This is a genomic window from Kosakonia sp. H7A, from assembly GCF_003028445.1.
GTDB lineage: Bacteria > Pseudomonadota > Gammaproteobacteria > Enterobacterales > Enterobacteriaceae > Kosakonia > Kosakonia radicincitans.
The window spans coordinates 74490-98150 of record NZ_PYTZ01000004.1 but is presented as its reverse complement, the minus strand read 5'-3'; the positions used below and the strand labels follow the sequence as shown (position 1 = coordinate 98150).

Sequence of the window (23661 nt, the reverse complement as noted above, 5' to 3'; positions counted from 1 at the left end):
GCTCCTTACTTGCCGGTCCGGAAAACATCTTCACAAGCCTGCTGGAGCGAGCTGTCTGCCTGAATGTTGCAACTGCGCGCCCAACCCTGCATTCCTTCAGCGTTGCTCCATTGCGGCGTCATCACCACGCTCAGCCCATTCAGGCTCTCTTGCCCGGTTAGCGAGACCACGCCTTTTGTTACGCTCATCGCCGAAACATAGCGGGTAGTGGTGGGGGCGGGTATGCCGTTGCTGCTGGCATCGCAGTTATCCACGCCGCCACGATCCAGCGCGCAAAGTTCAACGGCCGTACGGTACGGAATAAACGTTTGCAGCATGTCGGTTAGGGCGGCTTTGCGCAGGTAGTTTTGGTAGGCGGGAATGCCGATGGCGCTCAGGATCGCAATGATGCCAATCACCACCATCAGTTCGATTAAAGTAAATCCTTGTTGTCGTTTCATTAAACAGCTCCTTATGCAGAGCCGTTACTGTGTCAGCGGATGAATCGGTGGACGAGGGGCAAAAATGATTTTGGGATAATGGCTTCCGGCACTTTTATCGCTTTTGCAAAGTGTCGCATTTTTCGTGGAAGGGAGTTCGCAAAAACGGGCCAGTGGCCCGTTTCTTTGAAGCGTCGATTCAGCGAAAACGCATCGACAAATCGAGGGCGCGCACATGCTTGGTCAGTGCGCCAACGGAGATATAATCGACGCCGGTTTCGGCGAATTCACGCAGCGTTTCGTTCGTCACATTGCCGGAAACTTCCAGCCGCGCCTGGCCATTTGTGCGTTTAACCGCTTCGCGCATCTGGTCGGTTTCGAAGTTATCCAGCATGATGATGTCAGCGCCTGCTTTCAGCGCGTCGTCCAGTTCTTCCAGCGTTTCAACTTCCACTTCCACCGGAACATCCGGGTGCAGCCAGAACGCTTTTTCTACCGCCTGGCGAACGGAGCCAGCAGCGATGATATGGTTCTCTTTGATCAGAAAAGCATCAGAAAGGCCCAGGCGATGGTTGGCGCCGCCGCCGCACAGTACCGCATATTTCAGTGCGGTGCGCAGGCCCGGCAGCGTTTTACGCGTATCAAGAAGCTGGGTTTTGGTGCCGCTGAGCAAATCCACATAGCGCCGTACTTCGCTGGCTACGCCGGACAACGTTTGCACAAAGTTCAACGCCGTGCGCTCGCCGGTCAGCAGCACGCGGGAAGGGCCTTCCAGTTCAAACAGCGGTTGATTGGCGCGGATCGTGTCGCCATCTGCAACGTGCCAGGTCAGCGTCACGTCGTCGCCAGCCAACTGGATAAAAACCTCTTCAACCCAGCGTTTACCGCAAAATACGCCGTCTTCGCGGGTAATAACCACCGCATGAGAGCGGTTCTCTGGCGGTAATAATTGCGCGGTAATGTCGTTGTTAGCGTCAACTTCTCCGCCCAAATCTTCACGCAGCGCCTGGGCGACAGCGGCGGGGATATCCAGTTCGATGCGTTTTTGCAGCGCGTCACGTCGAAGATCGGGGTTATAGCGGCGAGGCGGCATGATAAACTCCAAAAAGGGTAACGAATCACAAAGTTAGGCGATGTCCTGTCCGGGAGACCATTACGGGGCACCGCCCGGACATGCTACTCTGAAGCGTGTTTTAGCACCATCCTCTTAAAGGAGTTCCTTATGCCGTTACGCAAGGGCTGGCTGGTAGAAGCGCGGCACGTGCCGTCTCCCCATTTTGATTGCCGCCCGGACGATGAGCAGCCTTCACTGCTGGTGGTACATAATATTAGCCTGCCGCCCGGCAAATTTGGCGGCCCGTGGATAGATGCGTTGTTCACCGGTACGCTCGATCCCGATGCCGATCCCTTTTTCGCCGAAATTGTTCATCTGCGTGTTTCCGCGCACTGCCTGATCCGCCGTGATGGCGAGGTTGTGCAATATGTGCCTTTCGATAAACGCGCCTGGCATGCAGGCGTATCCTCTTATCACGGCCGGGAACGCTGCAATGATTTCTCGATTGGGATTGAGCTTGAAGGCACCGATAATCTACCGTATACCGACGCGCAGTATCAGCAACTGGCGGCGGTGACGCGAACGCTCATTGAGCTTTATCCGTCGATTGCCAACAATATGACCGGCCACAGCGATATTGCGCCGCAACGGAAGACCGATCCCGGGCCGGCTTTCGACTGGGCCAGATTCCGTGCGCTGGTCGCCGGCTCGTCAGAAAAGGAGATGCCATGACGTTATTCACCATGCTGCTGGTGCTGGCAGCAGAACGGCTGTTTAAACTGGGAGAGCACTGGCAACTGGATCACCGGCTGGAAGTGCTGTTCCGGCGGGTTAAGCGTTACTCCATGTTCCGTACGCTGTTGATGACAGTGCTGGCGATGCTGGTGACTTTTCTGATCCTGCGCGCGTTGCAGGGGCTGTTTTTCAACGTACCGTTGCTGGTGGTCTGGATCCTGATTGGTGTGTTATGCATTGGTGCGGGTAAGGTGCGTCTGCATTACCACGCTTACCTGAAGGCGGCGGCACGTAATGACAGTCATGCCCATAACGCGATGGCGAATGAGTTAACGCTGATACACGGTGTACCGCCGGGATGCAGTGAGCGTGAGTTTTTACGCGAACTGCAAAACGCGCTGGTCTGGATCAACTTCCGCTTTTATCTGGCGCCGCTGTTCTGGTTTATTGTCGGCGCATACTGGGGGCCGGTGCTGCTGGCAGGTTATGCGTTCTTGCGTGCCTGGCAGTCGTGGCTGGCGCGTTACCAGACGCCTAACGAACGTCAGCAGTCAGGCATCGATGCCATTTTACATGTGCTGGACTGGGTGCCCGTCAGGCTGGCTGGCGTGGTGTACGCACTGGTTGGGCACGGCGAAAAGGCGCTGCCCGCCTGGTTTGCTTCTCTTGGCGACGGCCATACATCGCAATACCAGGTGCTGACGCGCCTCGCGCAGTTCTCACTGGCGCGCGAGCCGCATCTGGACAAAGTCGAAACGCCGAAAGCCGCAGTGTCGATGGCGAAGAAAACCTCGCTGGTGCTGGTCGTTGTGGTCGCGTTGTTGACGATTTACGGCACGCTGATCTGATAGCGTGCCGTGGCTTTACTGATTATCCGCAGCCGGGATGCCGAAATCAGGCATCCCGTTTTCTTGCCAGCGAATCGTTTTCAGATGGGTATGGCGATTGGGATCGTAGAGCGGGTCGCCCTCAATTTCGGTGTAGTTCCGTGCGTGATACACCAGCACATCTTCCCCTTCCGGCGTTTGCGTAAAGCTGTTGTGACCAGGGCCATACTGACGGTTTTCGTGGCTGGTTTTGAACACCGGCTGCGGTGATTTGTGCCAGTTCTCCGCGAGCTGCGGGTTAGCGGTAATATCAATCCACAGCAGCCCCATACAGTAGTTCTCATCGGTGGCGCTGGCCGAGTAACTGATAAATAGCTTGTCGTCGTGAAACAGGACGGCCGGGCCTTCATTCACCAGAAAACCCCGGCACTCCCAGTCGAATTCCGGCTTACTCAACATCACCGGTTCGCCTTTGAGCGTCCATGGATTTTCCATTTCCGCCAGATAGAGGTTGGAGTTTCCCGCGATGTGCGGCGCTTTTTGCGCCCACAGATACCAGCGTTTGCCCTGGTGGACAAAGGTTGTGGCGTCGAGGGCGAAAGTATCAAACGGGGTTTTCACCTGGCCTTTCTCCAGCCATTTTCCGCTGAGCGGATCGGCATCTGCGCACTCCAGCACAAACATGCGATGCTGGAACATATTCAACTCATCCAGCGCTTTCGTCCAGGTTGCGGCAAAATAGAGATACCATTTACCGTCAATATGATGCAGTTCCGGCGCCCAGATTAGCTCGCTCATCGGTCCGCTTTGCGGCTTGCGCCACACGACCACGCCTTCGGCATGACGCAACCCCTCCAGCGTGGCAGCGCGCCGGATCTCCAGCCGGTCATACTCCGGCACGGAGGCGACAAAATAGTAGACATTCTCATGGTGCAGAATAAAGGGATCCGCGCGTTGTTCGATAAACGGATTCGGCCACTCTTTCATTATGCGTTCCTTACGTTGTCGCCTGCCGGTACGTGCTGACGATCGGTCAACGCATGGTAGTTGATGCGACGTTTTTCCAGATCTGCCTGGATCTGTTTCATCAATTCACGGTCGACTTTCAGCAAGCGAACCACGCCTGCGGTGATCAGGTAACCGACGCCCGGGATCACGGTAAACAGCAGCATGATGCCGTTGATGGCACTGGCGCTCTGCTGTTTGGCTCCGGCGTCGTAACCGTACCAGGAGAGCAGGAAACCGACCATCGCGCCGGCGATCGCCAGCCCGACTTTCAGGAAAAACAGGTTGCCGGAAAAGCTGATGCCAGTAATGCGTTTACCGGTTTTCCACTCGCCATAATCGTCGACGTCCGCCATCAGCGACCAGTGTAGTGGGGAAGGGATCTGATGCAGGATATTGAGCAGGAAGTAGAGCGCCACAATCAGCGTAGTGGCATGAGGATCAAAGAAGTAGAAGCCGCAGGAGAAGAACGCCAGCACGATATTGGTCCAGAAGAAGACTTTCAGCTTGCACCAGCGATCGGTGAGTACCTTCGCCATCATGCTGCCGAGCATCATGCCCACGACGCCGAGGCTGATAAACAGCGTGGCGAAGTGGGTACTTTCCCCCATAACCCAGGTCACGTAATACATGGTAGCCGCCATGCGGATAAAGCCAGGGCAGACGTTACACAGCGTCAGCAGCAGAATGCGCACCCACTGGTCGTTTTTCCACACATCTTTTAAATCATTTTTCAGATCGTCATTGGTCGGTATCGCCGGGCGAATACGTTCGCGCACGGTAGCGAAGCAGAACAAAAACATGCACATACCGATAAATGCCAGCACTGCCATCGCCATCTGGTAGCCTTTAGCTTTATCCGCGCCGCCAAACCATTCCGCCATCGGCAGCAGCGTTAACGACAGAAGCAGCGTGGCAATGCCGACCATCACAAAGCGGTACGACTGGCAGGCAACGCGCTCTTTCGGATCATTGGTAATAACGCCGCCCAGCGAGCAGTAGGGGATATTAATGGCAGTGTAGGTGAGCGACAGCAGGAAGTAGGTGACGAAGGCATAAATAACTTTGCTGCTGTAGGCCCAGTCCGGCGTGGTAAACATCAATACGCTGAATACAGCATAGGGAACCGCAATCCACAGTAACCACGGGCGGAAGCGTCCGTATTTACTTTGCGTACGGTCAGCGATTGCGCCCATCAGCGGGTCGGTAACCGCATCAATCACACGAATCGACAGCAGCAATACGCCGACCAGCGCCGGAGCGAGGCCGAAGATATCCGTATAGAAATAGTTAACAAACAGCATGATTGCGCCAAAGATGATGTTACATCCGGCGTCTCCCATGCCATAGCCGATCTTTTCTTTAACAGACAGCCTGTTGTTGTCCATTGCCGCTTCTCCCATTGATATATGGTATGAATTATTTGCCTGCAAATTTTCGTTTGCGTAGCAGAATCAGCGCGGGGAGATGGACAAAATAGCTATGTAAAAGAAAGTGTGAGGGAGGTAACGTTGCGGTAACCCCCTCTCCCGCGTGGGGAAAGGGGGCAAGACAGGAATTAACTGACTTTTACGGTTTTTGCACTTTTCTGTTTGAACAGATAGCCGACACCCAGCACGGCAATCCATACCGGGATCAGATAGACCGAAATCCCCATGCCTGGCGTCATCAGCATGATCACCAGCACAGCGGCCATAAACAGCAGGCAGATCCAGTTGCCCAGCGGGTAGAACAGCGCCGGGAAGCGTGGTGTTACGCCCTGCAACTGTTTCGCGCGACGGAAACGCATATGTGCCAGGCTGATCATCGCCCAGTTGATCACCAGCGCGGAAACCACCAGCGCCATCAGCAGACCGAACGCTGATTCCGGTGCGAAGTAGTTGATCAGCACGCACAGCGCGGTGAAGAGTGCGGAAGTCAGGATGGTGTTCACCGGTACGCCGCGTTTATCCACTTTTTGCAGCATTTTCGGCGCGTTACCCTGCTTCGCCAGGCCAAACAGCATACGGCTGTTGCAGTAGACGCAGCTGTTATAAACAGAGAGGGCAGCCGTCAGTACTACAATGTTCAGCGCGTTGGCGACGAAAGTGTCACCGAGTTCGTGGAAAATCAGCACAAACGGGCTGGTATCTGCCGTTACGCGGGTCCACGGCATCAGCGAGAGCAGCACCGCCAGTGAGCCAACATAGAAAATCAGGATACGGTAGATAACCTGGTTGGTCGCTTTTGGAATGCTCTGTTCCGGGTTATCGGCTTCTGCGGCGGTGATCCCCACCAGCTCAAGACCGCCAAACGAGAACATAATGATCGCCATCATCATCACCAGCCCACCGATACCGTGCGGCAGGAAGCCACCCTGTTCCCACAGGTTACGTACGGTCGCCTGCGGGCCAGCGCTACCGCTGAACAGCAACCAGCCGCCGAAGATGATCATGGCGACAACCGCGAACACCTTAATAATGGCAAACCAGAACTCCATCTCACCAAACACTTTCACGTTGGTCAGGTTGATGGCGTTAATGATGACAAAGAAGGCTGCAGCAGAGACCCAGGTCGGGATTTCTGGCCACCAGAACTGAATATACTTCCCGACCGCAGTCAGTTCCGCCATCGCCACCAGCACATACAGTACCCAGTAGTTCCAGCCAGACGCAAAACCGGCAAAGCCACCCCAATATTTGTAAGCAAAGTGGCTAAATGAACCGGCTACCGGCTCTTCCACGACCATTTCGCCTAACTGACGCATGATCAGAAAGGCGATAAAACCTGCAATGGCGTAGCCCAGAATAATACCGGGGCCGGCGGATTGAATGACTGATGCGCTGCCCAGAAAAAGGCCAGTCCCAATAGCGCCACCCAGCGCAATAAGCTGAATATGGCGGTTCTTAAGGCCGCGCTTTAGCTGATCGCCGTGCTGTTGACCTTCCATCATGAAACCTCGTGTGTGGTTATTATGTTTACGCTGTCGTTTGCGTGTAAGAAATAAATTCCATTTTTTGTATTTTATTATTTACGAATTGATGGCGTGATTTTTCGCCTGTCTCTTTCGTAGTGCCAAGAATAGTGGTAAGTGCGCGTGAATGCATCTGCTTTATGAAGCCGCTATGACGACTGATGAAAAAGAAACCGTTTGTCAGTACTCCAACGACTCCCTTCTCGAGCATCTATTTTGGTTTTATGCAAATTAATCGCATAAAAAATCAAAAATAAATCAACTGAATCGGTTCATATGCCTTAACTGTCGTTTCAGGAAAGTTAAAACTGCCTCTTTCGTGGTAAATGGGACATTTGTGCAAGGTTACATCTTTGAAACGTCATTTCTGTATGATTGTTAAAATGTGCGTGGTTTCCTGATTTCAATCAAAACCTGTATGGACAGAAGGTGAATACTTTGTTACTTTAGCGTCAAGAACGTGAAATTGGTAAGACCAATTTACTCCGGCGAATGGCAGAGACAGGGAACCATGGCCTACAGCAAAATCCGCCAACCAAAACTCTCCGATGTGATTGAGCAGCAACTGGAGTTTTTGATTCTCGAAGGGACCTTACGTCCCGGTGAAAAACTTCCTCCAGAACGCGAACTGGCGAAACAGTTCGATGTTTCTCGTCCTTCACTGCGCGAGGCCATTCAGCGCCTCGAAGCGAAAGGTCTGCTCCTTCGTCGCCAGGGTGGCGGGACTTTTGTCCAGAGCAGTCTGTGGCAGAGCTTCAGCGATCCGCTGGTAGAGCTGCTCAACGATCATCCCGAATCCCAGTTTGACCTGCTTGAAACCCGCCATGCATTAGAAGGCATCGCGGCTTATTACGCAGCGCTGCGCAGCACAGATGAAGATAAAGCGCGTATCAGCGAGCTGCACCAGGCGATTGAACTGGCTCAGCAGTCCGGGGATTTGGACGCGGAGTCCAGTGCTGTCGTGCAGTATCAAATTGCCGTAACCGAAGCGGCACACAATGTCGTGCTGCTTCATTTGCTACGCTGCATGGAGCCCATGTTGGCGCAAAACGTCCGACAGAACTTCGAATTGCTGTACGCCCGCCGGGAGATGCTCCCGCTGGTCAGCAACCATCGCTCAAGTATTTTCGCGGCGATCATGGCCGGAAAGCCGGAAGAGGCGCGTGAAGCGTCACACCGTCACCTGGCGTTTATCGAAGAGATTTTGCTGGACAGAAGCCGTGAGCAGAGCCGTCGTGAACGCTCGCTGCGTCGGCTAGAGCAGAGAAAGAATTAAGATTTTCTGGCGCAATTTGTGCCGGAAGAGTTGTAACACCAGCGCCAAACTTTAGAGCGCGGCAACTAAACGCAGAACCTGTCTTATTGCGTCTTTCCCGAAGGGTGCAATGGGACAGGTTCCAGACAATCAACGTATTAGATAGATAAGGAATACCCCCCATGTCAGAACGTTTCCAAAATGACGTGGATCCGATCGAAACTCGCGACTGGCAACAGGCGATCGAATCGGTCATCCGTGAAGAAGGTGTTGAGCGTGCTCAGTATCTGATTGACCAGCTCCTTTCTGAAGCCCGCAAAGGCGGTGTGAAAGTGGCAGCTGGCACAGGGGCGAGCAACTATGTAAACACTATTGCCGTTGAAGATGAGCCGGAATATCCTGGCAATCTGGAACTGGAACGCCGTATTCGTTCAGCTATCCGCTGGAACGCAATCATGACGGTTCTGCGCGCCTCTAAAAAAGACCTTGAGCTGGGCGGCCACATGGCTTCCTTCCAGTCTTCTGCGACCGTATACGAAGTTTGCTTCAACCACTTCTTCCGCGCCCGTAACGAGAAAGATGGCGGTGATCTGGTCTACTTCCAGGGTCATATTTCTCCGGGTATCTACGCGCGTGCGTTCGTCGAAGGTCGTCTGACTGAAGAGCAGATGAACAACTTCCGTCAGGAAGTTCACGGCAAAGGCCTGTCATCTTATCCGCACCCGAAACTGATGCCGGAATTCTGGCAGTTCCCGACCGTATCCATGGGTCTGGGTCCGATTGGTGCGATCTACCAGGCGAAGTTCCTGAAATATCTGGAACACCGCGGCCTGAAAGATACCTCTGAACAAACCGTTTACGCTTTCCTCGGCGATGGCGAGATGGATGAGCCGGAATCCAAAGGTGCGATCACTATCGCTACCCGTGAAAAACTGGACAACCTGTGCTTCATCATCAACTGTAACCTGCAACGTCTGGATGGCCCGGTAACCGGTAACGGTAAAATCATCAACGAACTGGAAGGCATCTTCGCAGGCGCTGGCTGGAACGTGATCAAGGTGATGTGGGGTTCCCGTTGGGACGAGCTGCTGCGTAAAGATACCAGCGGTAAACTGATCCAACTGATGAACGAAACCGTTGACGGTGACTATCAAACCTTCAAATCCAAAGACGGCGCCTACGTTCGTGAGCACTTCTTCGGTAAATACCCGGAAACCGCAGCGCTGGTTGCAGACTGGACTGATGAGCAGATCTGGGCGCTGAACCGTGGCGGTCACGATCCGAAGAAAATCTACGCTGCACTGAAAAAAGCGCAGGAAACCAAAGGCAAAGCGACTGTTATCCTGGCCCATACCATTAAAGGTTACGGCATGGGTGATACCGCTGAAGGCAAAAACATTGCCCACCAGGTTAAGAAAATGAACATGGACGGCGTGCGTTATATCCGCGACCGTTTCAATGTTCCGGTAACCGATGAGCAGGTTGAAAACCTCTCTTACCTGACCTTCCCGGAAGGCTCTGAAGAGTACAAGTACCTGCACGAACGTCGCCAGGCGCTGAAAGGCTACCTGCCGTCTCGTCAGCCGAACTTCACCGAGAAGCTGGAACTGCCTGCGCTGTCTGATTTCTCCCAGCTGCTGGAAGAGCAGAACAAAGAGATCTCCACCACTATCGCTTTCGTTCGTGCCCTGAACGTGATGCTGAAGAACAAATCGATCAAAGATCGCCTGGTTCCGATCATCGCCGACGAAGCGCGTACTTTCGGTATGGAAGGTCTGTTCCGTCAGATTGGTATTTACAGCCCGAACGGCCAGCAGTACACCCCGCAGGACCGTGAGCAGGTTGCTTACTACAAAGAAGACGAAAAAGGTCAGATCCTGCAGGAAGGTATCAACGAACTGGGTGCCGGTGCATCCTGGCTGGCGGCTGCGACCTCTTACAGCACCAACAACCTGCCGATGATCCCGTTCTACATCTATTACTCCATGTTCGGGTTCCAGCGTATCGGTGACCTGTGCTGGCAGGCTGGCGACCAGCAGGCTCGCGGCTTCCTGGTCGGGGGTACTTCCGGTCGTACCACGCTGAACGGCGAAGGTCTGCAACACGAAGATGGTCACAGCCACATTCAGTCGCTGACTATCCCGAACTGTATCTCTTACGATCCGGCTTACGCGTACGAAGTTGCTGTCATCATGCATGACGGTCTGGAGCGTATGTACGGTGAGAAACAAGAAAACGTTTACTACTACATCACCACGCTGAACGAAAACTACCACATGCCGGCCATGCCGGAAGGTGCCGAGGAAGGTATCCGTAAAGGTATCTACAAACTCGAAACCGTTGCAGGTAGCAAAGGTAAAGTTCAGCTGCTGGGCTCCGGTTCTATCCTGCGTCACGTGCGTGAAGCCGCGCAGATCCTGGCGAACGATTACGGCGTGGGCTCTGACGTGTACAGCGTCACCTCCTTCACTGAACTGGCGCGTGATGGCCAGGATTGTGAGCGCTGGAACATGCTGCACCCGCTGGAGACTCCGCGCGTTCCGTACATCGCTCAGGTGATGAATGACGCTCCGGCAGTGGCATCTACTGACTATATGAAACTGTTCGCTGAGCAGGTTCGTACTTACGTACCGGCGGATGATTACCGTGTACTGGGTACTGATGGCTTCGGTCGTTCCGACAGCCGTGAAAACCTGCGTCACCACTTCGAAGTTGATGCTTCTTACGTGGTGGTTGCTGCACTGGGCGAACTGGCTAAACGTGGCGAAATCGACAAGAAAGTGGTGGCGGAAGCAATCACCAAATTCAACATCGATGCAGAAAAAGTTAACCCGCGTCTGGCGTAAGAGGTAAAGAGATAATGGCTATCGAAATCAATGTACCGGACATCGGGGCTGATGAAGTTGAAATCACCGAGATCCTGGTCAAAGTGGGCGACAAAGTTGAAGCTGAACAGTCGCTGATCACCGTAGAAGGCGATAAAGCCTCTATGGAAGTCCCGTCTCCGCAGGCTGGCATCGTTAAAGAGATCAAAGTCTCTGTCGGCGATAAAACCGAGACCGGCAAACTGATCATGATTTTCGATTCCGCCGATGGTGCAGCAGCCGCTGCACCTGCTAAGGCAGAAGAGAAGAAAGAAGCAGCGCCAGCTGCGGCACCGGCCGCTGCGGCTGCCAAAGAAGTTAACGTACCGGATATCGGCGGCGACGAAGTTGAAGTCACCGAGATCCTGGTCAAAGTGGGCGACACCGTTGCGGCTGAACAGTCGCTGATCACCGTAGAAGGCGACAAAGCCTCTATGGAAGTTCCGGCGCCGTTCGCGGGTACGGTTAAAGAGATCAAAATCAACACTGGCGACAAAGTCTCCACCGGTTCCTTGATCATGATCTTCGAAGTTGCAGGCGCTGCACCAGCAGCGGCTCCGGCACAGGCGGCAGCTCCGGCTGCGGCAAGCGCGCCGGCAGCAGCGGCTTCTGGCCCGAAAGAAGTTAACGTACCGGATATCGGCGGTGACGAAGTTGAAGTGACCGAAGTGCTGGTAAAAGTGGGCGATAAAGTCTCCGCTGAACAGTCACTGATCACCGTTGAAGGCGACAAAGCCTCTATGGAAGTTCCGGCACCGTTCGCCGGTACCGTGAAAGAGCTGAAAGTGAACGTGGGCGATAAAGTCTCCACCGGCTCTCTGATCATGGTGTTTGAAGTGGAAGGCGCGGCGCCTGCCGCCGCTCCGGCTGCTGCATCGGCCGCTCCGGCTCCTGCTGCTCAGACGGCAAAACCGGCTGCTGCACCGGCTCCGGCGAAAGCTGAAGGTAAATCCGACTTTGCTGAAAACGACGCTTACGTCCATGCGACGCCGCTGATCCGCCGCCTGGCGCGCGAATTTGGCGTTAACCTGGCGAAAGTGAAAGGCACCGGTCGTAAAGGTCGTATCCTGCGCGAAGACGTTCAGGCTTACGTGAAAGATGCGATCAAACGCGCTGAATCCGCGCCTGCCGCTGGCGCAACCGGTGGTTCTCTGCCGGGTCTGCTGCCGTGGCCGAAAGTGGACTTCAGCAAGTTTGGTGAAATCGAAGAAGTGGAACTGGGCCGTATCCAGAAAATCTCTGGTGCTAACCTGAGCCGTAACTGGGTAATGATTCCGCACGTTACGCACTTCGATAAAACCGATATCACCGATCTGGAAGCGTTCCGTAAACAGCAAAACGCCGAAGCTGAGAAGCGCAAACTGGACGTGAAATTCACCCCGGTTGTCTTCATTATGAAAGCCGTTGCTGCGGCGCTTGAGCAAATGCCGCGCTTCAACAGCTCTCTGTCTGAAGATGGTCAGAAGCTGACGCTGAAAAAATACATCAACATCGGTGTTGCGGTGGATACGCCGAATGGTCTGGTTGTTCCGGTCTTCAAAGACGTGAACAAGAAGAGCATTACTGAGCTGTCTCGCGAACTGACTGTCATCTCCAAAAAAGCGCGTGATGGCAAGCTGACCGCTGGCGAAATGCAGGGCGGTTGCTTCACTATCTCCAGCATCGGCGGCCTGGGCACCACCCACTTCGCACCGATTGTGAACGCGCCGGAAGTGGCTATCCTGGGCGTCTCCAAATCTGCAATGGAGCCGGTCTGGAACGGTAAAGAGTTCGTGCCGCGCCTGATGATGCCGATTTCGCTCTCCTTCGACCACCGTGTGATTGACGGTGCTGATGGTGCGCGCTTTATCACCATCATCAACAATATGCTGTCGGACATTCGCCGTCTGGTGATGTAATCGAGAAAGCCGGCCTGACGGCCGGCTTTTTTCTGATAATCTCATTGGGCTTTTGGGGTTATCAGGGGCAAAGGACAAATCGTTTGCCGTTTGTTGTTTCAAAATTGTTAACATTTTTGTAAACTGCGGGCGGATAGAACGTCCCGGTGGATGAAGGGCGACACGAAGTACCCCTGACCGCCGGAAATCAATAAGAGGTCATGATGAGTACTGAAATCAAAACTCAGGTCGTGGTACTTGGGGCAGGCCCGGCAGGTTACTCTGCTGCCTTCCGTTGCGCTGATTTAGGTCTGGAAACCGTCATCGTTGAACGTTACAGCACCCTCGGCGGTGTTTGTCTGAACGTAGGTTGTATCCCTTCTAAGGCGCTGCTGCACGTAGCAAAAGTTATCGAAGAAGCCAAAGCGCTGGCTGAACACGGTATCGTCTTCGGCGAGCCGAAAACCGATATCGACAAAATCCGTACCTGGAAAGAGAAAGTGATCACCCAACTGACCGGTGGTCTGTCGGGTATGGCGAAAGGCCGTAAAGTGAAAGTGGTCACCGGTCTGGGTAAATTCACCGGGGCGAACACCCTGGAAGTTGAAGGCGAAAACGGCAAAACCGTGATCAACTTCGACAACGCTATCATCGCGGCGGGTTCCCGTCCGATTCAGTTGCCGTTCATTCCGCACGAAGATCCGCGCGTATGGGATTCCACCGATGCGCTGGAGCTGAAATCCGTACCGAAACGTATGCTGGTTATGGGCGGCGGTATCATCGGTCTGGAAATGGGTACCGTGTACCATGCGCTGGGTTCAGAGATCGATGTGGTTGAAATGTTCGACCAGGTTATCCCGGCGGCAGACAAAGATATCGTTAAAGTCTTCACCAAACGCGTCAGCAAGAAATTCAACCTGATGCTGGAAACCAAAGTAACTGCCGTTGAAGCAAAAGAAGACGGCATCTACGTTTCCATGGAAGGCAAAAAAGCCCCTGCTGAAGCGCAGCGTTATGACGCCGTGCTGGTGGCTATCGGTCGTGTACCGAACGGTAAAAACCTCGATGCCGGCAAAGCAGGCGTTGAAGTGGACGAACGTGGCTTCATCCGCGTAGACAAACAGCTGCGCACCAACGTGCCGCACATCTTTGCTATCGGCGATATCGTCGGTCAGCCGATGCTGGCGCACAAAGGCGTACATGAAGGTCACGTGGCCGCTGAAGTTATCGCCGGTAAGAAACACTACTTCGATCCGAAAGTTATCCCGTCTATCGCTTACACCGAGCCAGAAGTTGCATGGGTTGGTCTGACTGAGAAAGAAGCGAAAGAGAAAGGCATCAGCTACGAAACCGCCACCTTCCCGTGGGCTGCTTCTGGCCGTGCTATCGCTTCCGACTGCGCTGACGGTATGACCAAACTGATTTTCGACAAAGAGACTCACCGCGTTATCGGTGGCGCGATTGTCGGCACTAACGGCGGCGAGCTGCTGGGTGAAATCGGTCTGGCGATCGAAATGGGTTGCGACGCGGAAGATATCGCGCTGACCATTCACGCGCACCCGACGCTGCATGAATCTGTTGGCCTGGCCGCAGAAGTGTTCGAAGGTAGCATCACCGACCTGCCGAACCCGAAAGCGAAAAAGAAATAAGTTTTCGCTGACAATAAACGCCTCTTCGGAGGCGTTTTTTTTGCGCCAATTTTACCAGGTAACAGCGTTTTTCTCTGCCAGAGGTATAAATATTACGCAGATTTTGCCGATAGTAACGCTAACGGCCATTCCCGGCGAGATAAGGAGCTTCATCGTCATGATCACCGGACTTAATCTGTCATCGCTCTCATCAGCAATGAGAGTGGCGTCAACTTCCCTGGCGAGCACCACGGTTCGCACAACTACGCGCGCTGCCACGCCTGTCGAAGCACCCTCGTCGACAAAAGTAATGTTTGGCAGCCAGACGTCTGATATTGCAGCGGTTTACAGCCTGTCGCCGAAAAAAATCAGCGCGACTTCCCCCCAGGATGCCATGATGAAGGGGTTATTGCAGGCCGCCGTTGGTAGTAACTCATTGTCCCCTTTAGGCAGCATTGGCAGCACGCTGCTGAGCAATCTGAAAGAGAGTCGTACCGACGTCACCCACGCCGTTACCAGCGCCACGGCTGGGGCGGCGGGCCAGCAATCTGCGGTTTCGCTGGATATTGTGACGCAATCGGGTTCCACCTTGCACCTCAACATGACGCAGAAAGAGGATGGCGTGGTGGTGGAGTTAAAAACCGATGGCGAAGCGCTGAATGATGATGAAGCTGCGGCCGTTGCGAACCTGGGCGCATCGCTTGAGAAAGCGTTAAGCGGACTGGGGCAAAATCCGCCGAAAATCGATATTTCCGGGCTAACTAATTTTGACAGCAGCGTGCTGAAATCCGTGGATTTAAAAACGGATATTCGCGCTGATGATGCTTCGGTACAGTCGCTGAATTTCCATGCCAGCACCACCGAACGCTATGTTGCTTATCAGGACAAGGATTTCTCGCTGAAAGTGAGCAGCGACTTGTCGAATCCAGCGTTGGCTGGCGACTACGCTCAGCAGCAGGCCACGTTAAGCGCCTACGATACTAAGTTTGACAAGGCTCGCTCGACCGGGCACGGCGATCGCGATCAGATGGAGGCGTTGAAGTCGGTATTCCGCGCGTTAAATACCACCGCCAGCGCACAGCGTACTGCGATTACGGTTGGTGCGGATATTCGTGTTGATAACAGTGGCCGGTCGCAACTGAGCGGGCTGAACGATTTCTCGCTGTCGCTGACGCAGACTGAGAAATCGATCAACCCGGCACGCGATGATGAGAAAGATCGTTTCTCTTATCAGGCCTCCCAGTCGACGACAGAAAACGTGCTCAGTGACGGTTCAAAAAGCGTCAAACAGACCTCGCGCAGCCACATTAGTGCGGCCTGGCATGAAGCGCTCGATCCCTCGATTCCGCTGGCGCTGAATAAGATGAAGTCGTCGCAGAACTACACCTACCATCTGCTGGAAAATGATGAAGAGAGTACAACCACGCTGAATTACAACAGCCGTGGGATGCTGGCGTCTGTCGGTCACAACGAACAAGTGAACAACCGTGAAACGGTGAAAAAATATGTGCGCGGCGAGCTGGTGGATCAAACGGTCACGCCGGTGCAGTACGCGCGCAGTAACGTGCTTTCGCTGCTGAAGTCTGCGTAACCCCGTCATCACAAAACGGCTCTGCGGAGCCGTTTTTTATGGTTTTTAGCGTCGATTCTGTTTCGTTAAAACCGTCTGTAGCCTGCATTATTCCGCCCTTAACGATTCAGCAAGTATTTAATGTTGCTTTTTTGTAAACAGATTAACACCCCCTGAAAATCCTGCTATGCTGCCCGACGCGGTTCGCGGATTTACCCTACAAACTGCTGTCTCACAGGAGCGTGAAGAGAAACGCCTGCCGCATTATGACAATGAGAGCGAGGAGAACCGTCGTGCTAGAAGAATACCGTAAGCACGTAGCTGAACGTGCCGCTGAGGGGATTGCGCCAAAACCATTAGATGCAACCCAGATGGCAGGCCTTGTCGAGCTGCTGAAAAGCCCGCCTGCTGGCGAAGAAGAATTCCTGATTGATCTGCTGACCAACCGTGTCCCGCCGGGCGTTGATGAAGCCGCCTATGTCAAAGCGGGTTTCCTTGCCGCTGTCGCCAAAGGCGAAGCCACCTCTCCGCTGGTTACCCCTGAAAAAGCCATCGAACTGCTGGGTACCATGCAGGGCGGTTACAACATCCATCCACTGATTGATGCGCTGGATAACGACAAACTGGCGCCGATTGCTGCCAAAGCGCTGTCCCATACGCTGCTGATGTTCGATAACTTCTACGATGTGGAAGAGAAAGCCAAAGCGGGCAACGCATATGCGAAGCAGGTGATGCAATCCTGGGCCGATGCCGAGTGGTTCCTGAGCCGTCCGGCGCTGGCGGAAAAAATTACCGTTACCGTCTTCAAAGTGACGGGCGAAACCAACACCGACGATCTCTCTCCGGCACCGGATGCCTGGTCGCGTCCGGATATCCCGCTGCACGCGCTGGCGATGCTGAAAAACGCCCGCGAAGGCATTGAACCGGATCAACCGGGTGCCGTTGGCCCGATCAAACAGATCGAAGCCCTGCAACAGAAAGGTTTCCCGCTGGCGTACGTTGGCGACGTTGTGGGGACCGGTTCTTCACGTAAATCCGCCACCAACTCCGTGCTGTGGTTTATGGGCGACGACATTCCTCATGTGCCAAACAAACGCGGCGGTGGCCTGGTGCTGGGCGGCAAAATCGCGCCCATCTTCTTTAACACCATGGAAGATGCCGGTGCGCTGCCGATCGAAGTGGATGTCAGCAACCTGAACATGGGCGACGTGATTGACGTTTACCCGTTCAAAGGCGAAGTGCGCAACCACGAAACCGGCGAGCTTCTGGCCAGCTTCGAACTGAAAACTGATGTGCTGATCGACGAAGTGCGCGCCGGTGGCCGTATTCCGCTGATTATCGGCCGCGGCCTGACCACGAAAGCGCGTGAAGCGCTGGGTCTGCCGCACAGCGATGTATTCCGTCAGGCAAAAGATGTGGCAGAAAGTAACCGTGGTTACTCGCTGGCGCAGAAAATGGTGGGTCGCGCATGCGGCGTTGCGGGTGTCCGTCCGGGTGCCTATTGCGAACCGAAAATGACCTCTGTCGGCTCTCAGGACACCACCGGTCCGATGACCCGTGACGAACTGAAAGACCTGGCGTGCCTGGGCTTCTCTTCCGATCTGGTGATGCAGTCCTTCTGCCATACTGCTGCTTATCCGAAGCCGGTTGACGTCACCACGCACCATACGCTGCCGGACTTCATTATGAACCGTGGCGGTGTTTCCCTGCGTCCGGGCGATGGCGTCATCCACTCCTGGCTGAACCGCATGCTGCTGCCGGATACGGTCGGTACCGGCGGTGACTCCCACACCCGTTTCCCGATCGGCATCTCTTTCCCGGCAGGTTCCGGCCTGGTGGCGTTTGCCGCCGCGACCGGCGTCATGCCGCTGGATATGCCGGAATCAGTGTTGGTGCGCTTTAAAGGCAAAATGCAGCCGGGCATCACGCTGCGTGACCTCGTGCATGCTATCCCACTGTATGCCATCAAACAGGGTCTGCTGACCGTTGAGAAGAAAGGCAAGAAAAACATCTTCTCCGGCCGCATTCTGGAAATCGAAGGTCTGCCGGATCTGAAAGTTGAGCAGGCGTTTGAGCTTACTGATGCTTCCGCTGAACGTTCTGCTGCAGGTTGTACCATCAAGCTGAACAAAGAGCCGATCATCGAGTACCTGAACTCCAACATCGTGCTGCTGAAATGGATGATTGCAGAAGGCTACGGCGACCGTCGTACGCTGGAGCGTCGTGTCCAGGGCATGGAAAAATGGCTGGCGGAACCTGAGCTGCTGGAAGCCGATGCTGACGCAGAATATGCGGCGGTGATCGACATCGATCTGGCAGAAATCAAAGAGCCGATCCTTTGTGCGCCGAACGATCCGGATGATGCGCGTCTGCTGTCTGATGTTCAGGGGGCGCAGATCGATGAAGTGTTCATCGGTTCGTGCATGACCAACATCGGTCACTTCCGCGCTGCCGGTAAGCTGCTGGATGCGCACAAAGGCCAGCTGCCGACCCGCCTGTGGGTGGCGCCGCCAACCCGTATGGACGCTGCGCAACTGACGGAAGAGGGCTACTACAGCGTGTTTGGTAAGAGCGGCGCGCGTATCGAGATCCCGGGCTGTTCCCTGTGCATGGGTAACCAGGCGCGTGTGGCCGATGGCGCAACGGTGGTTTCGACCTCGACGCGTAACTTCCCGAACCGTTTAGGTACTGGTGCAAACGTCTACCTGGCCTCTGCAGAACTGGCAGCGGTTGCAGCGCTGATCGGTAAACTGCCGACGCCGGAAGAGTACCAGACCTATATTGCTCAGGTTGATAAGACGGCGGTGGATACCTACCGTTATCTGAACTTCGACCAGCTTAATCAGTACACCGAAAAAGCTGACGGCGTGATTTTCCAGACCGCCGTCTGACTGACAAGCCACCCTTCGGGGTGGTTTTTTTTTCCTGCCTCACTGCGCAAATAAGTTTTGTTTAAGCGCAGCAAATGCTTCTCAAACCCTGCTACTTCCATAAAAAACAGGCTGCTTACGTGCCGCATTTAGCGGGCGCGGTAGGCGATGTTTGCCCGGCTCAAACCGCTTGATCATCGGGTGTCGATAGCCGGCGGGTGATTTCTGCGCAGGCAGAAGGATATTTTGCAACGCTTCCGGTCGCTGCGCTGTTTTTCTTGTATTGTGCTGCGATAATTACTGCATAGGCGGTTATCAGGCCTGCAAGAGGAAGCAACTATGGATTATGAATTTCTGCGCGATGTCACCGGAACCGTTAAGGTGCGCATGTCGATGGGGCATGAAGCAGTCGGGCACTGGTTCAATGAAGAAGTGAAAGAGAACCTGGCCCTGCTGGACGAAGTTGAGCAGGCGGCAAAAACGGTGAAAGGCAGCGAGCGATCCTGGCAGCGCGCCGGGCATGAATATACGCTGTGGCTGGATGGCGAGGAAGTGATGGTTCGTGCCAATCAACTGGAGTTTTCCGGCGATGAGATAGAAGAGGGAATGAGCTACTACGATGAAGAGAGCCTCTCGCTGTGCGGCGTGGAAGACTTTTTGCAGGTGGTAGCTGCCTACCGTCAGTTTCTGAAACAACGCTAACCGGGAGCCTCCTTGCTCCCCTGGCGCGTTACACGGCCGGGATATTTCGGCCGTAGTAGATCTCGCGCATCTCTTTCCACAGCGCTTCGGTGATCTCTTTGCGCTCTTCGGGCGTCAGATCTTCCGGCCTGGTATGGAACATGTAGTGCTTCAGGTCGAACTCCTTCAGCAACATTTTGGTATGGAAGATGTTTTCCTGATAAACGTTAACGTCCACCATGTCATACAGCGATTTCATGTCATCAGACATAAAGTTCTGAATCGAATTAATCTCGTGATCGATAAAGTGCTTCATGCCGTTTACGTCACGCGTGAAGCCGCGAACGCGATAATCGACGGTGACAATATCGGACTCAAGCTGGTGGATCAGGTAATTCAGCGCTTTCAGCGGTGAAATCACGCCGCAGGTGGACACTTCGATGTCGGCGCGGAACGTACACAAACCGCCTTCCGGGTGGCTTTCCGGGTAGGTATGCACGCAGATGTGGCTCTTATCCAGATGCGCCACCACCGCTTCCGGCAGCGGACCGGGGTGCTCTGTTTTGTCGATCAAGTGAGGATCGACCGGTTCTTCGCTCACCAGAATGGTGACGCTTGCGCCCTGCGGTTCGTAATCCTGACGCGCAATATTCAGGATATTGGCACCGATGATGTTACAGGTTTCCGTCAGGATCTCGGTCAAACGGTTGGCGTTATAGAGTTCATCAATGTAGGCAATATAGCCGTCACGCTCTTCTGCGGTTTTGGCATAGCAGATGTCGTAGATACAAAAACTCAGGCTTTTGGTCAGGTTGTTAAAGCCATGTAGTTTAAGCTTTTTCAATTTTTATCACCCCCTTAGAGTCACTGTGCAGACAACGCGTCTTGCAGATATTGTGGCAGAGCGAATGCTGCGGTATGAATCGCCGGATTGTAGTAACGGCAGGTGAGTGCGGCATTGTGGAAACGGGCAGCGATGATCTCGGTCGAAAGATGGCGCAACACCTCGTTATCCGTGGCCCAGGCGAAGGTCATAATACCGCCGTAATAGGTCGGTACTGCGGCCTGGTAGAAGCTGACGTCGCTAAAATAGTGGCTCAGTTTACGATGACTGCCGACGGCTTCATCCTGTTGCAGGAAGCTGACGCCGTTTTGCGCGACAAAGATCCCGCCAGCATTCAGGCAGCGTTTGCAGCCTTCGTAGAACGCTGAAGTGAACAGGCTCTCGCCGGGACCAATAGGATCGGTACAGTCGGAAATGATCACGTCGAACGTCTTGTCGGTCTGATTAACAAAGTTAACGCCGTCATCGATCACCAGCTGGAACCGCGGATCGTCGTACGCGCCTGCGTTGTGCTTCGGCAGGTACTGGCGACAGAAAGAGACGACGCCCGCGTCGATTTCTACCATGGTAATGGTTTCGATGTTTTTGTGGCGGGTTACTTCACGCAGCATTGCGCCGTCGCCGCCGCCGATGATCAGCACATGTTTCGCGTGGCCGTGCGCCAGCAGCGGAACATGGGTCATCATTTCGTGGTAGATAAATTCGTCGCGTTCGGTGGTTTGTACCACGCCATCCAGCGCCATTACGCGGCCAAAGGCGGCGTTCTCGAAAATGATCAGATCCTGGTGATCGGTCTTTTCGTGATAAAGCACCTTATCCACGGCAAAGTACTGACCAAAATGGTCATGCAGCGTCTCTTGCCACATCGTGTTGTCGGCCATTGGTTGCTCCTTTGTTAACGCCCGCGAAACGGGCGCAACATAATAGCTAACTCTGCCCGTGGTTGCACGGTCAGAGTTTAACCATGGCGACAGCTTACTTCACGTAGGCGAGCAGGCTTAAGGAGTCGCGGGCCAGCGCTTTGCATTTTTTGGCGGTGGGAATGCTAATGCCACTCAAATCGCGGTAGCTATCTTCGCCAAGCGACTTCATGTCCCATGCATCATAGTTGCTGAGATCCCACTGGTTTTGCTGGGCGAAAAATACCAGCGCACGGCGGATCTGCCCGTTGGGTAAATTGTTATAACCGCAGTCATTTTTCAGAAAGACAAATACCGCCGTGAGATCGGCCATATCTTCGGCTTCGGATTCGCTTAGCGCATAACTGTTCACGGAGACAGCCAGCAGGCTGCCAAGGAGTACTGTTCTGAAAAACGTCTTCATTATTTCTACCACGGCGTAACGGAATTTAAACGTTAGCACAGTCCGCATAAGGCGACGATATTTATTATTTACCTCTTTTCTTGACCTTCCGGCAGGGGAAAGGTTTAAGCTCAAAATATCGTCTGCAACAGATAAGGAAATGCCATGCAACGTCGAGATTTTTTGAAATATTCCGCCACGCTGGGCGTGCTAAGCGCGCTACCGCTGTGGAGCCGCTCGCTGTTTGCCGCCGAACGCCCGGCGCTGCCCATTCCCCCGCTGCTCAGTGCCGATGCGCAAGGCTGTATCGCGCTGACGGTGCAATCAGGAGAAACGCTGTTTGGCGCGAACAAAGCCACCACCTGGGGGTATAACGGCGCACTGTTAGGACCCGCGTTGCAACTGCGTCAGGGAAAGCAGGTGACGATTGATATTCGTAACACTCTGGCGGAAGAGACGACCGTCCACTGGCACGGGGTGGAAGTGTCTGGCGACGTTGACGGCGGGCCGCAGGGTGTCATCAAAGCTGGCGGTCGCCGTTCTGTTACCTTTACACCCACGCAGCAGGCCGCGACCTGCTGGTTCCATCCGCATCAGCATGGCAAAACCGGCCGTCAGGTTGCGATGGGACTGGCGGGGTTGGTGCTGATAGAAGATGACGCTATTCGCCAGTTGCGGCTGCCGACACAGTGGGGCATTGATGATGTGCCGGTCATCGTGCAGGACAAAAGGTTTACCGCGCAGGGGCAGATCGATTATCAGCTGGATGTGATGAGCGCTGCGGTCGGTTGGTTCGGCGATACGCTGCTGACCAATGGCGCTATCAACCCGCAACATGCCGCTCCGCGCGGCTGGCTGCGTCTGCGCTTGCTGAATGGGTGTAATGCACGCTCGCTGAACTTCTCAACCAGCGATAAGCGCCCGTTGTATGTGGTGGCGAGCGATGGCGGTTTATTAAGTGAACCGGTGAAAGTGAGCGAACTGCCGATGTTGATGGGCGAGCGTTTTGAAGTGCTGGTGGATACGCGCGATGGTAAACCCTTTGATATCGTGACGCTGCCTGTGCAACAGATAGGGATGACGGTCGCACCTTTCGATAAACCGCAGCCGGTATTACATATTCAACCGCTACAGATCGCCGCTTCTGGTACGTTGCCGGATTCGCTGGCCTCAGTGCCGGGTTTACCAGTGCTGACAGGCTTAACGCAGCGGACGTTGCAGTTATCGATGGATCCGATGCTCGACATGATGGGCATGCAGGCGTTGCAGAAGAAGTATGGCGATGGCGCGATGGCCGGGATGATGATGGGGAACGGGCAGATGGGACATGGTCAGATGATGAATATGGATCACGGCAAGATGATGAATATGGACCATGGGCAGATGAATCATGGCGCGCAGGGGGTTGATTTCCACAATGGCAACCGCATCAACGGTAAAGCTTTCGATATGAACACGCCCGCTTTCGCGGCAAAAAAAGGGGAGTATGAACGCTGGGTGATTTCCGGCGAGGGCGACATGATGTTGCATCCTTTTCATATTCACGGCACTCAGTTCCGTATTTTATCGGAGAACGGCAAGCCACCGGCCGCACATCGTGCAGGCTGGAAAGACACGGTTAATGTCTATGGCGCGCGCAGTGAAGTGTTAGTCCGTTTTCAGCATGATGCGCCGAAAGAGCACGCTTATATGGCGCACTGCCATCTGCTGGAGCATGAAGATACCGGCATGATGTTAGGGTTTACGGTGTAAAAAACGCATAACGTTAAAAGCCCGG

At 54.3% G+C, this 23661-nt stretch carries 18 protein-coding genes; 10 read left to right on the top strand and 8 right to left on the bottom strand.

Going from position 1 to position 23661, the window contains the following annotated elements:
- Nucleotides 1–5 precede the first annotated feature (5 nt).
- Together ppdD and nadC are read right to left on the bottom strand one after the other, a co-directional pair.
- The gene (ppdD, locus tag CWM66_RS15570) at nt 6–440 is read right to left on the bottom strand and encodes a prepilin peptidase-dependent pilin (RefSeq protein WP_007373165.1); all 435 of its coding nucleotides are present in this window, start codon (nt 438–440) and stop codon (nt 6–8) included.
- A 178-nt stretch (nt 441–618) separates the two neighbouring features.
- A complete protein-coding gene (gene nadC / locus CWM66_RS15565) occupies nt 619–1512 on the bottom strand; it encodes a carboxylating nicotinate-nucleotide diphosphorylase (protein ID WP_071921823.1) in 894 nt (297 codons plus the stop codon).
- 129 nt (nt 1513–1641) lie between these two features.
- Between nadC and ampD the strand changes: the two genes are divergently transcribed.
- Together ampD and ampE are read left to right on the top strand one after the other, a co-directional pair.
- The gene (ampD, locus tag CWM66_RS15560) at nt 1642–2205 is read left to right on the top strand and encodes a 1,6-anhydro-N-acetylmuramyl-L-alanine amidase AmpD (protein ID WP_007373168.1); all 564 of its coding nucleotides are present in this window, start codon (nt 1642–1644) and stop codon (nt 2203–2205) included.
- A complete protein-coding gene (gene ampE, locus CWM66_RS15555; RefSeq protein ID WP_007373169.1) occupies nt 2202–3056 on the top strand; it encodes a beta-lactamase regulator AmpE in 855 nt (284 codons plus the stop codon). Before ampD ends, ampE begins: the two co-directional genes overlap by 4 nt.
- 15 nt (nt 3057–3071) lie before the next feature.
- On the opposite strand, the gene CWM66_RS15550 is transcribed toward ampE, so the two are convergent.
- From CWM66_RS15550 to aroP, 3 genes are all read right to left on the bottom strand, one after another.
- Nucleotides 3072–4022 (bottom strand): family 43 glycosylhydrolase, encoded by a 951-nt coding sequence (locus tag CWM66_RS15550; protein WP_090398222.1) that lies wholly within the window; start codon nt 4020–4022, stop codon nt 3072–3074.
- The gene (locus CWM66_RS15545; protein ID WP_035886522.1) at nt 4022–5428 is read right to left on the bottom strand and encodes a glycoside-pentoside-hexuronide (GPH):cation symporter; all 1407 of its coding nucleotides are present in this window, start codon (nt 5426–5428) and stop codon (nt 4022–4024) included. The genes CWM66_RS15550 and CWM66_RS15545 overlap by 1 nt, the downstream gene beginning before the upstream one ends.
- 170 nt (nt 5429–5598) lie before the next feature.
- Nucleotides 5599–6972, bottom strand: coding sequence for an aromatic amino acid transporter AroP (gene aroP, locus CWM66_RS15540; RefSeq protein WP_090398224.1), 1374 nt, complete (start codon nt 6970–6972; stop codon nt 5599–5601).
- A gap of 532 nt (nt 6973–7504) precedes the next feature.
- Between aroP and pdhR the strand changes: the two genes are divergently transcribed.
- From pdhR to yacL, 7 genes are all read left to right on the top strand, one after another.
- Nucleotides 7505–8269 carry a pyruvate dehydrogenase complex transcriptional repressor PdhR gene (gene pdhR, locus CWM66_RS15530; RefSeq protein ID WP_007373174.1) on the top strand — a complete coding sequence of 255 codons (765 nt, stop codon included), beginning with the start codon at nt 7505–7507 and terminating at the stop codon, nt 8267–8269.
- 161 nt (nt 8270–8430) lie between these two features.
- A complete protein-coding gene (gene aceE / locus CWM66_RS15525; RefSeq protein WP_007373175.1) occupies nt 8431–11094 on the top strand; it encodes a pyruvate dehydrogenase (acetyl-transferring), homodimeric type in 2664 nt (887 codons plus the stop codon).
- A 14-nt stretch (nt 11095–11108) separates the two neighbouring features.
- Nucleotides 11109–13010: a pyruvate dehydrogenase complex dihydrolipoyllysine-residue acetyltransferase gene (aceF, locus tag CWM66_RS15520; RefSeq protein WP_007373176.1), complete on the top strand. Its 1902-nt coding sequence runs from the start codon at nt 11109–11111 to the stop codon at nt 13008–13010.
- Between the two features lie 203 nt (nt 13011–13213).
- Nucleotides 13214–14638, top strand: a complete 1425-nt coding sequence (gene lpdA, locus CWM66_RS15515; RefSeq protein ID WP_007373177.1) for a dihydrolipoyl dehydrogenase — start codon at nt 13214–13216, stop codon at nt 14636–14638.
- 196 nt (nt 14639–14834) lie between these two features.
- On the top strand, nt 14835–16208 hold the full coding sequence (locus CWM66_RS15505) for a hypothetical protein (RefSeq protein ID WP_233218398.1): 1374 nt from the start codon (nt 14835–14837) through the stop codon (nt 16206–16208).
- Between the two features lie 272 nt (nt 16209–16480).
- Entirely contained in the window at nt 16481–19078 is a 2598-nt protein-coding gene (gene acnB, locus CWM66_RS15495; RefSeq protein WP_090398231.1) for a bifunctional aconitate hydratase 2/2-methylisocitrate dehydratase, read from the top strand.
- Nucleotides 19079–19396: 318 nt separating this feature from the next.
- Nucleotides 19397–19759 (top strand): protein YacL, encoded by a 363-nt coding sequence (yacL, locus tag CWM66_RS15490; RefSeq protein ID WP_043954975.1) that lies wholly within the window; start codon nt 19397–19399, stop codon nt 19757–19759.
- Between the two features lie 28 nt (nt 19760–19787).
- On the opposite strand, the gene speD is transcribed toward yacL, so the two are convergent.
- The 3 genes from speD to CWM66_RS15475 all read right to left on the bottom strand — a co-directional run bounded on the left by speD (nt 19788) and on the right by CWM66_RS15475 (nt 21905).
- Nucleotides 19788–20582: an adenosylmethionine decarboxylase gene (gene speD, locus CWM66_RS15485; protein WP_007373183.1), complete on the bottom strand. Its 795-nt coding sequence runs from the start codon at nt 20580–20582 to the stop codon at nt 19788–19790.
- Nucleotides 20583–20602: 20 nt separating this feature from the next.
- Entirely contained in the window at nt 20603–21463 is an 861-nt protein-coding gene (gene speE, locus CWM66_RS15480; protein WP_072440151.1) for a polyamine aminopropyltransferase, read from the bottom strand.
- 94 nt (nt 21464–21557) lie between these two features.
- Entirely contained in the window at nt 21558–21905 is a 348-nt protein-coding gene (locus tag CWM66_RS15475) for a YacC family pilotin-like protein (protein WP_107146869.1), read from the bottom strand.
- 144 nt (nt 21906–22049) lie between these two features.
- Between CWM66_RS15475 and cueO the strand changes: the two genes are divergently transcribed.
- A complete protein-coding gene (gene cueO / locus CWM66_RS15470; protein WP_090398233.1) occupies nt 22050–23636 on the top strand; it encodes a multicopper oxidase CueO in 1587 nt (528 codons plus the stop codon).
- Nucleotides 23637–23661: the final 25 nt, after the last annotated feature.

Excerpts from the sequence above, each read along its gene's own strand:
- ppdD (WP_007373165.1), bottom strand. The coding sequence starts at position 440 with ATGAAACGACAACAAGGATTTACTTTAATCGAACTGATGGTGGTGATT.
- nadC (WP_071921823.1), bottom strand. The coding sequence starts at position 1,512 with ATGCCGCCTCGCCGCTATAACCCCGATCTTCGACGTGACGCGCTGCAA.
- ampD (WP_007373168.1), top strand. The coding sequence starts at position 1,642 with ATGCCGTTACGCAAGGGCTGGCTGGTAGAAGCGCGGCACGTGCCGTCT.
- ampE (WP_007373169.1), top strand. The coding sequence starts at position 2,202 with ATGACGTTATTCACCATGCTGCTGGTGCTGGCAGCAGAACGGCTGTTT.
- CWM66_RS15550 (WP_090398222.1), bottom strand. The coding sequence starts at position 4,022 with ATGAAAGAGTGGCCGAATCCGTTTATCGAACAACGCGCGGATCCCTTT.
- CWM66_RS15545 (WP_035886522.1), bottom strand. The coding sequence starts at position 5,428 with ATGGACAACAACAGGCTGTCTGTTAAAGAAAAGATCGGCTATGGCATG.
- aroP (WP_090398224.1), bottom strand. The coding sequence starts at position 6,972 with ATGATGGAAGGTCAACAGCACGGCGATCAGCTAAAGCGCGGCCTTAAG.
- pdhR (WP_007373174.1), top strand. The coding sequence starts at position 7,505 with ATGGCCTACAGCAAAATCCGCCAACCAAAACTCTCCGATGTGATTGAG.
- aceE (WP_007373175.1), top strand. The coding sequence starts at position 8,431 with ATGTCAGAACGTTTCCAAAATGACGTGGATCCGATCGAAACTCGCGAC.
- aceF (WP_007373176.1), top strand. The coding sequence starts at position 11,109 with ATGGCTATCGAAATCAATGTACCGGACATCGGGGCTGATGAAGTTGAA.
- lpdA (WP_007373177.1), top strand. The coding sequence starts at position 13,214 with ATGAGTACTGAAATCAAAACTCAGGTCGTGGTACTTGGGGCAGGCCCG.
- CWM66_RS15505 (WP_233218398.1), top strand. The coding sequence starts at position 14,835 with ATGAGAGTGGCGTCAACTTCCCTGGCGAGCACCACGGTTCGCACAACT.
- yacL (WP_043954975.1), top strand. The coding sequence starts at position 19,397 with ATGGATTATGAATTTCTGCGCGATGTCACCGGAACCGTTAAGGTGCGC.
- speE (WP_072440151.1), bottom strand. The coding sequence starts at position 21,463 with ATGGCCGACAACACGATGTGGCAAGAGACGCTGCATGACCATTTTGGT.
- CWM66_RS15475 (WP_107146869.1), bottom strand. The coding sequence starts at position 21,905 with ATGAAGACGTTTTTCAGAACAGTACTCCTTGGCAGCCTGCTGGCTGTC.
- cueO (WP_090398233.1), top strand. The coding sequence starts at position 22,050 with ATGCAACGTCGAGATTTTTTGAAATATTCCGCCACGCTGGGCGTGCTA.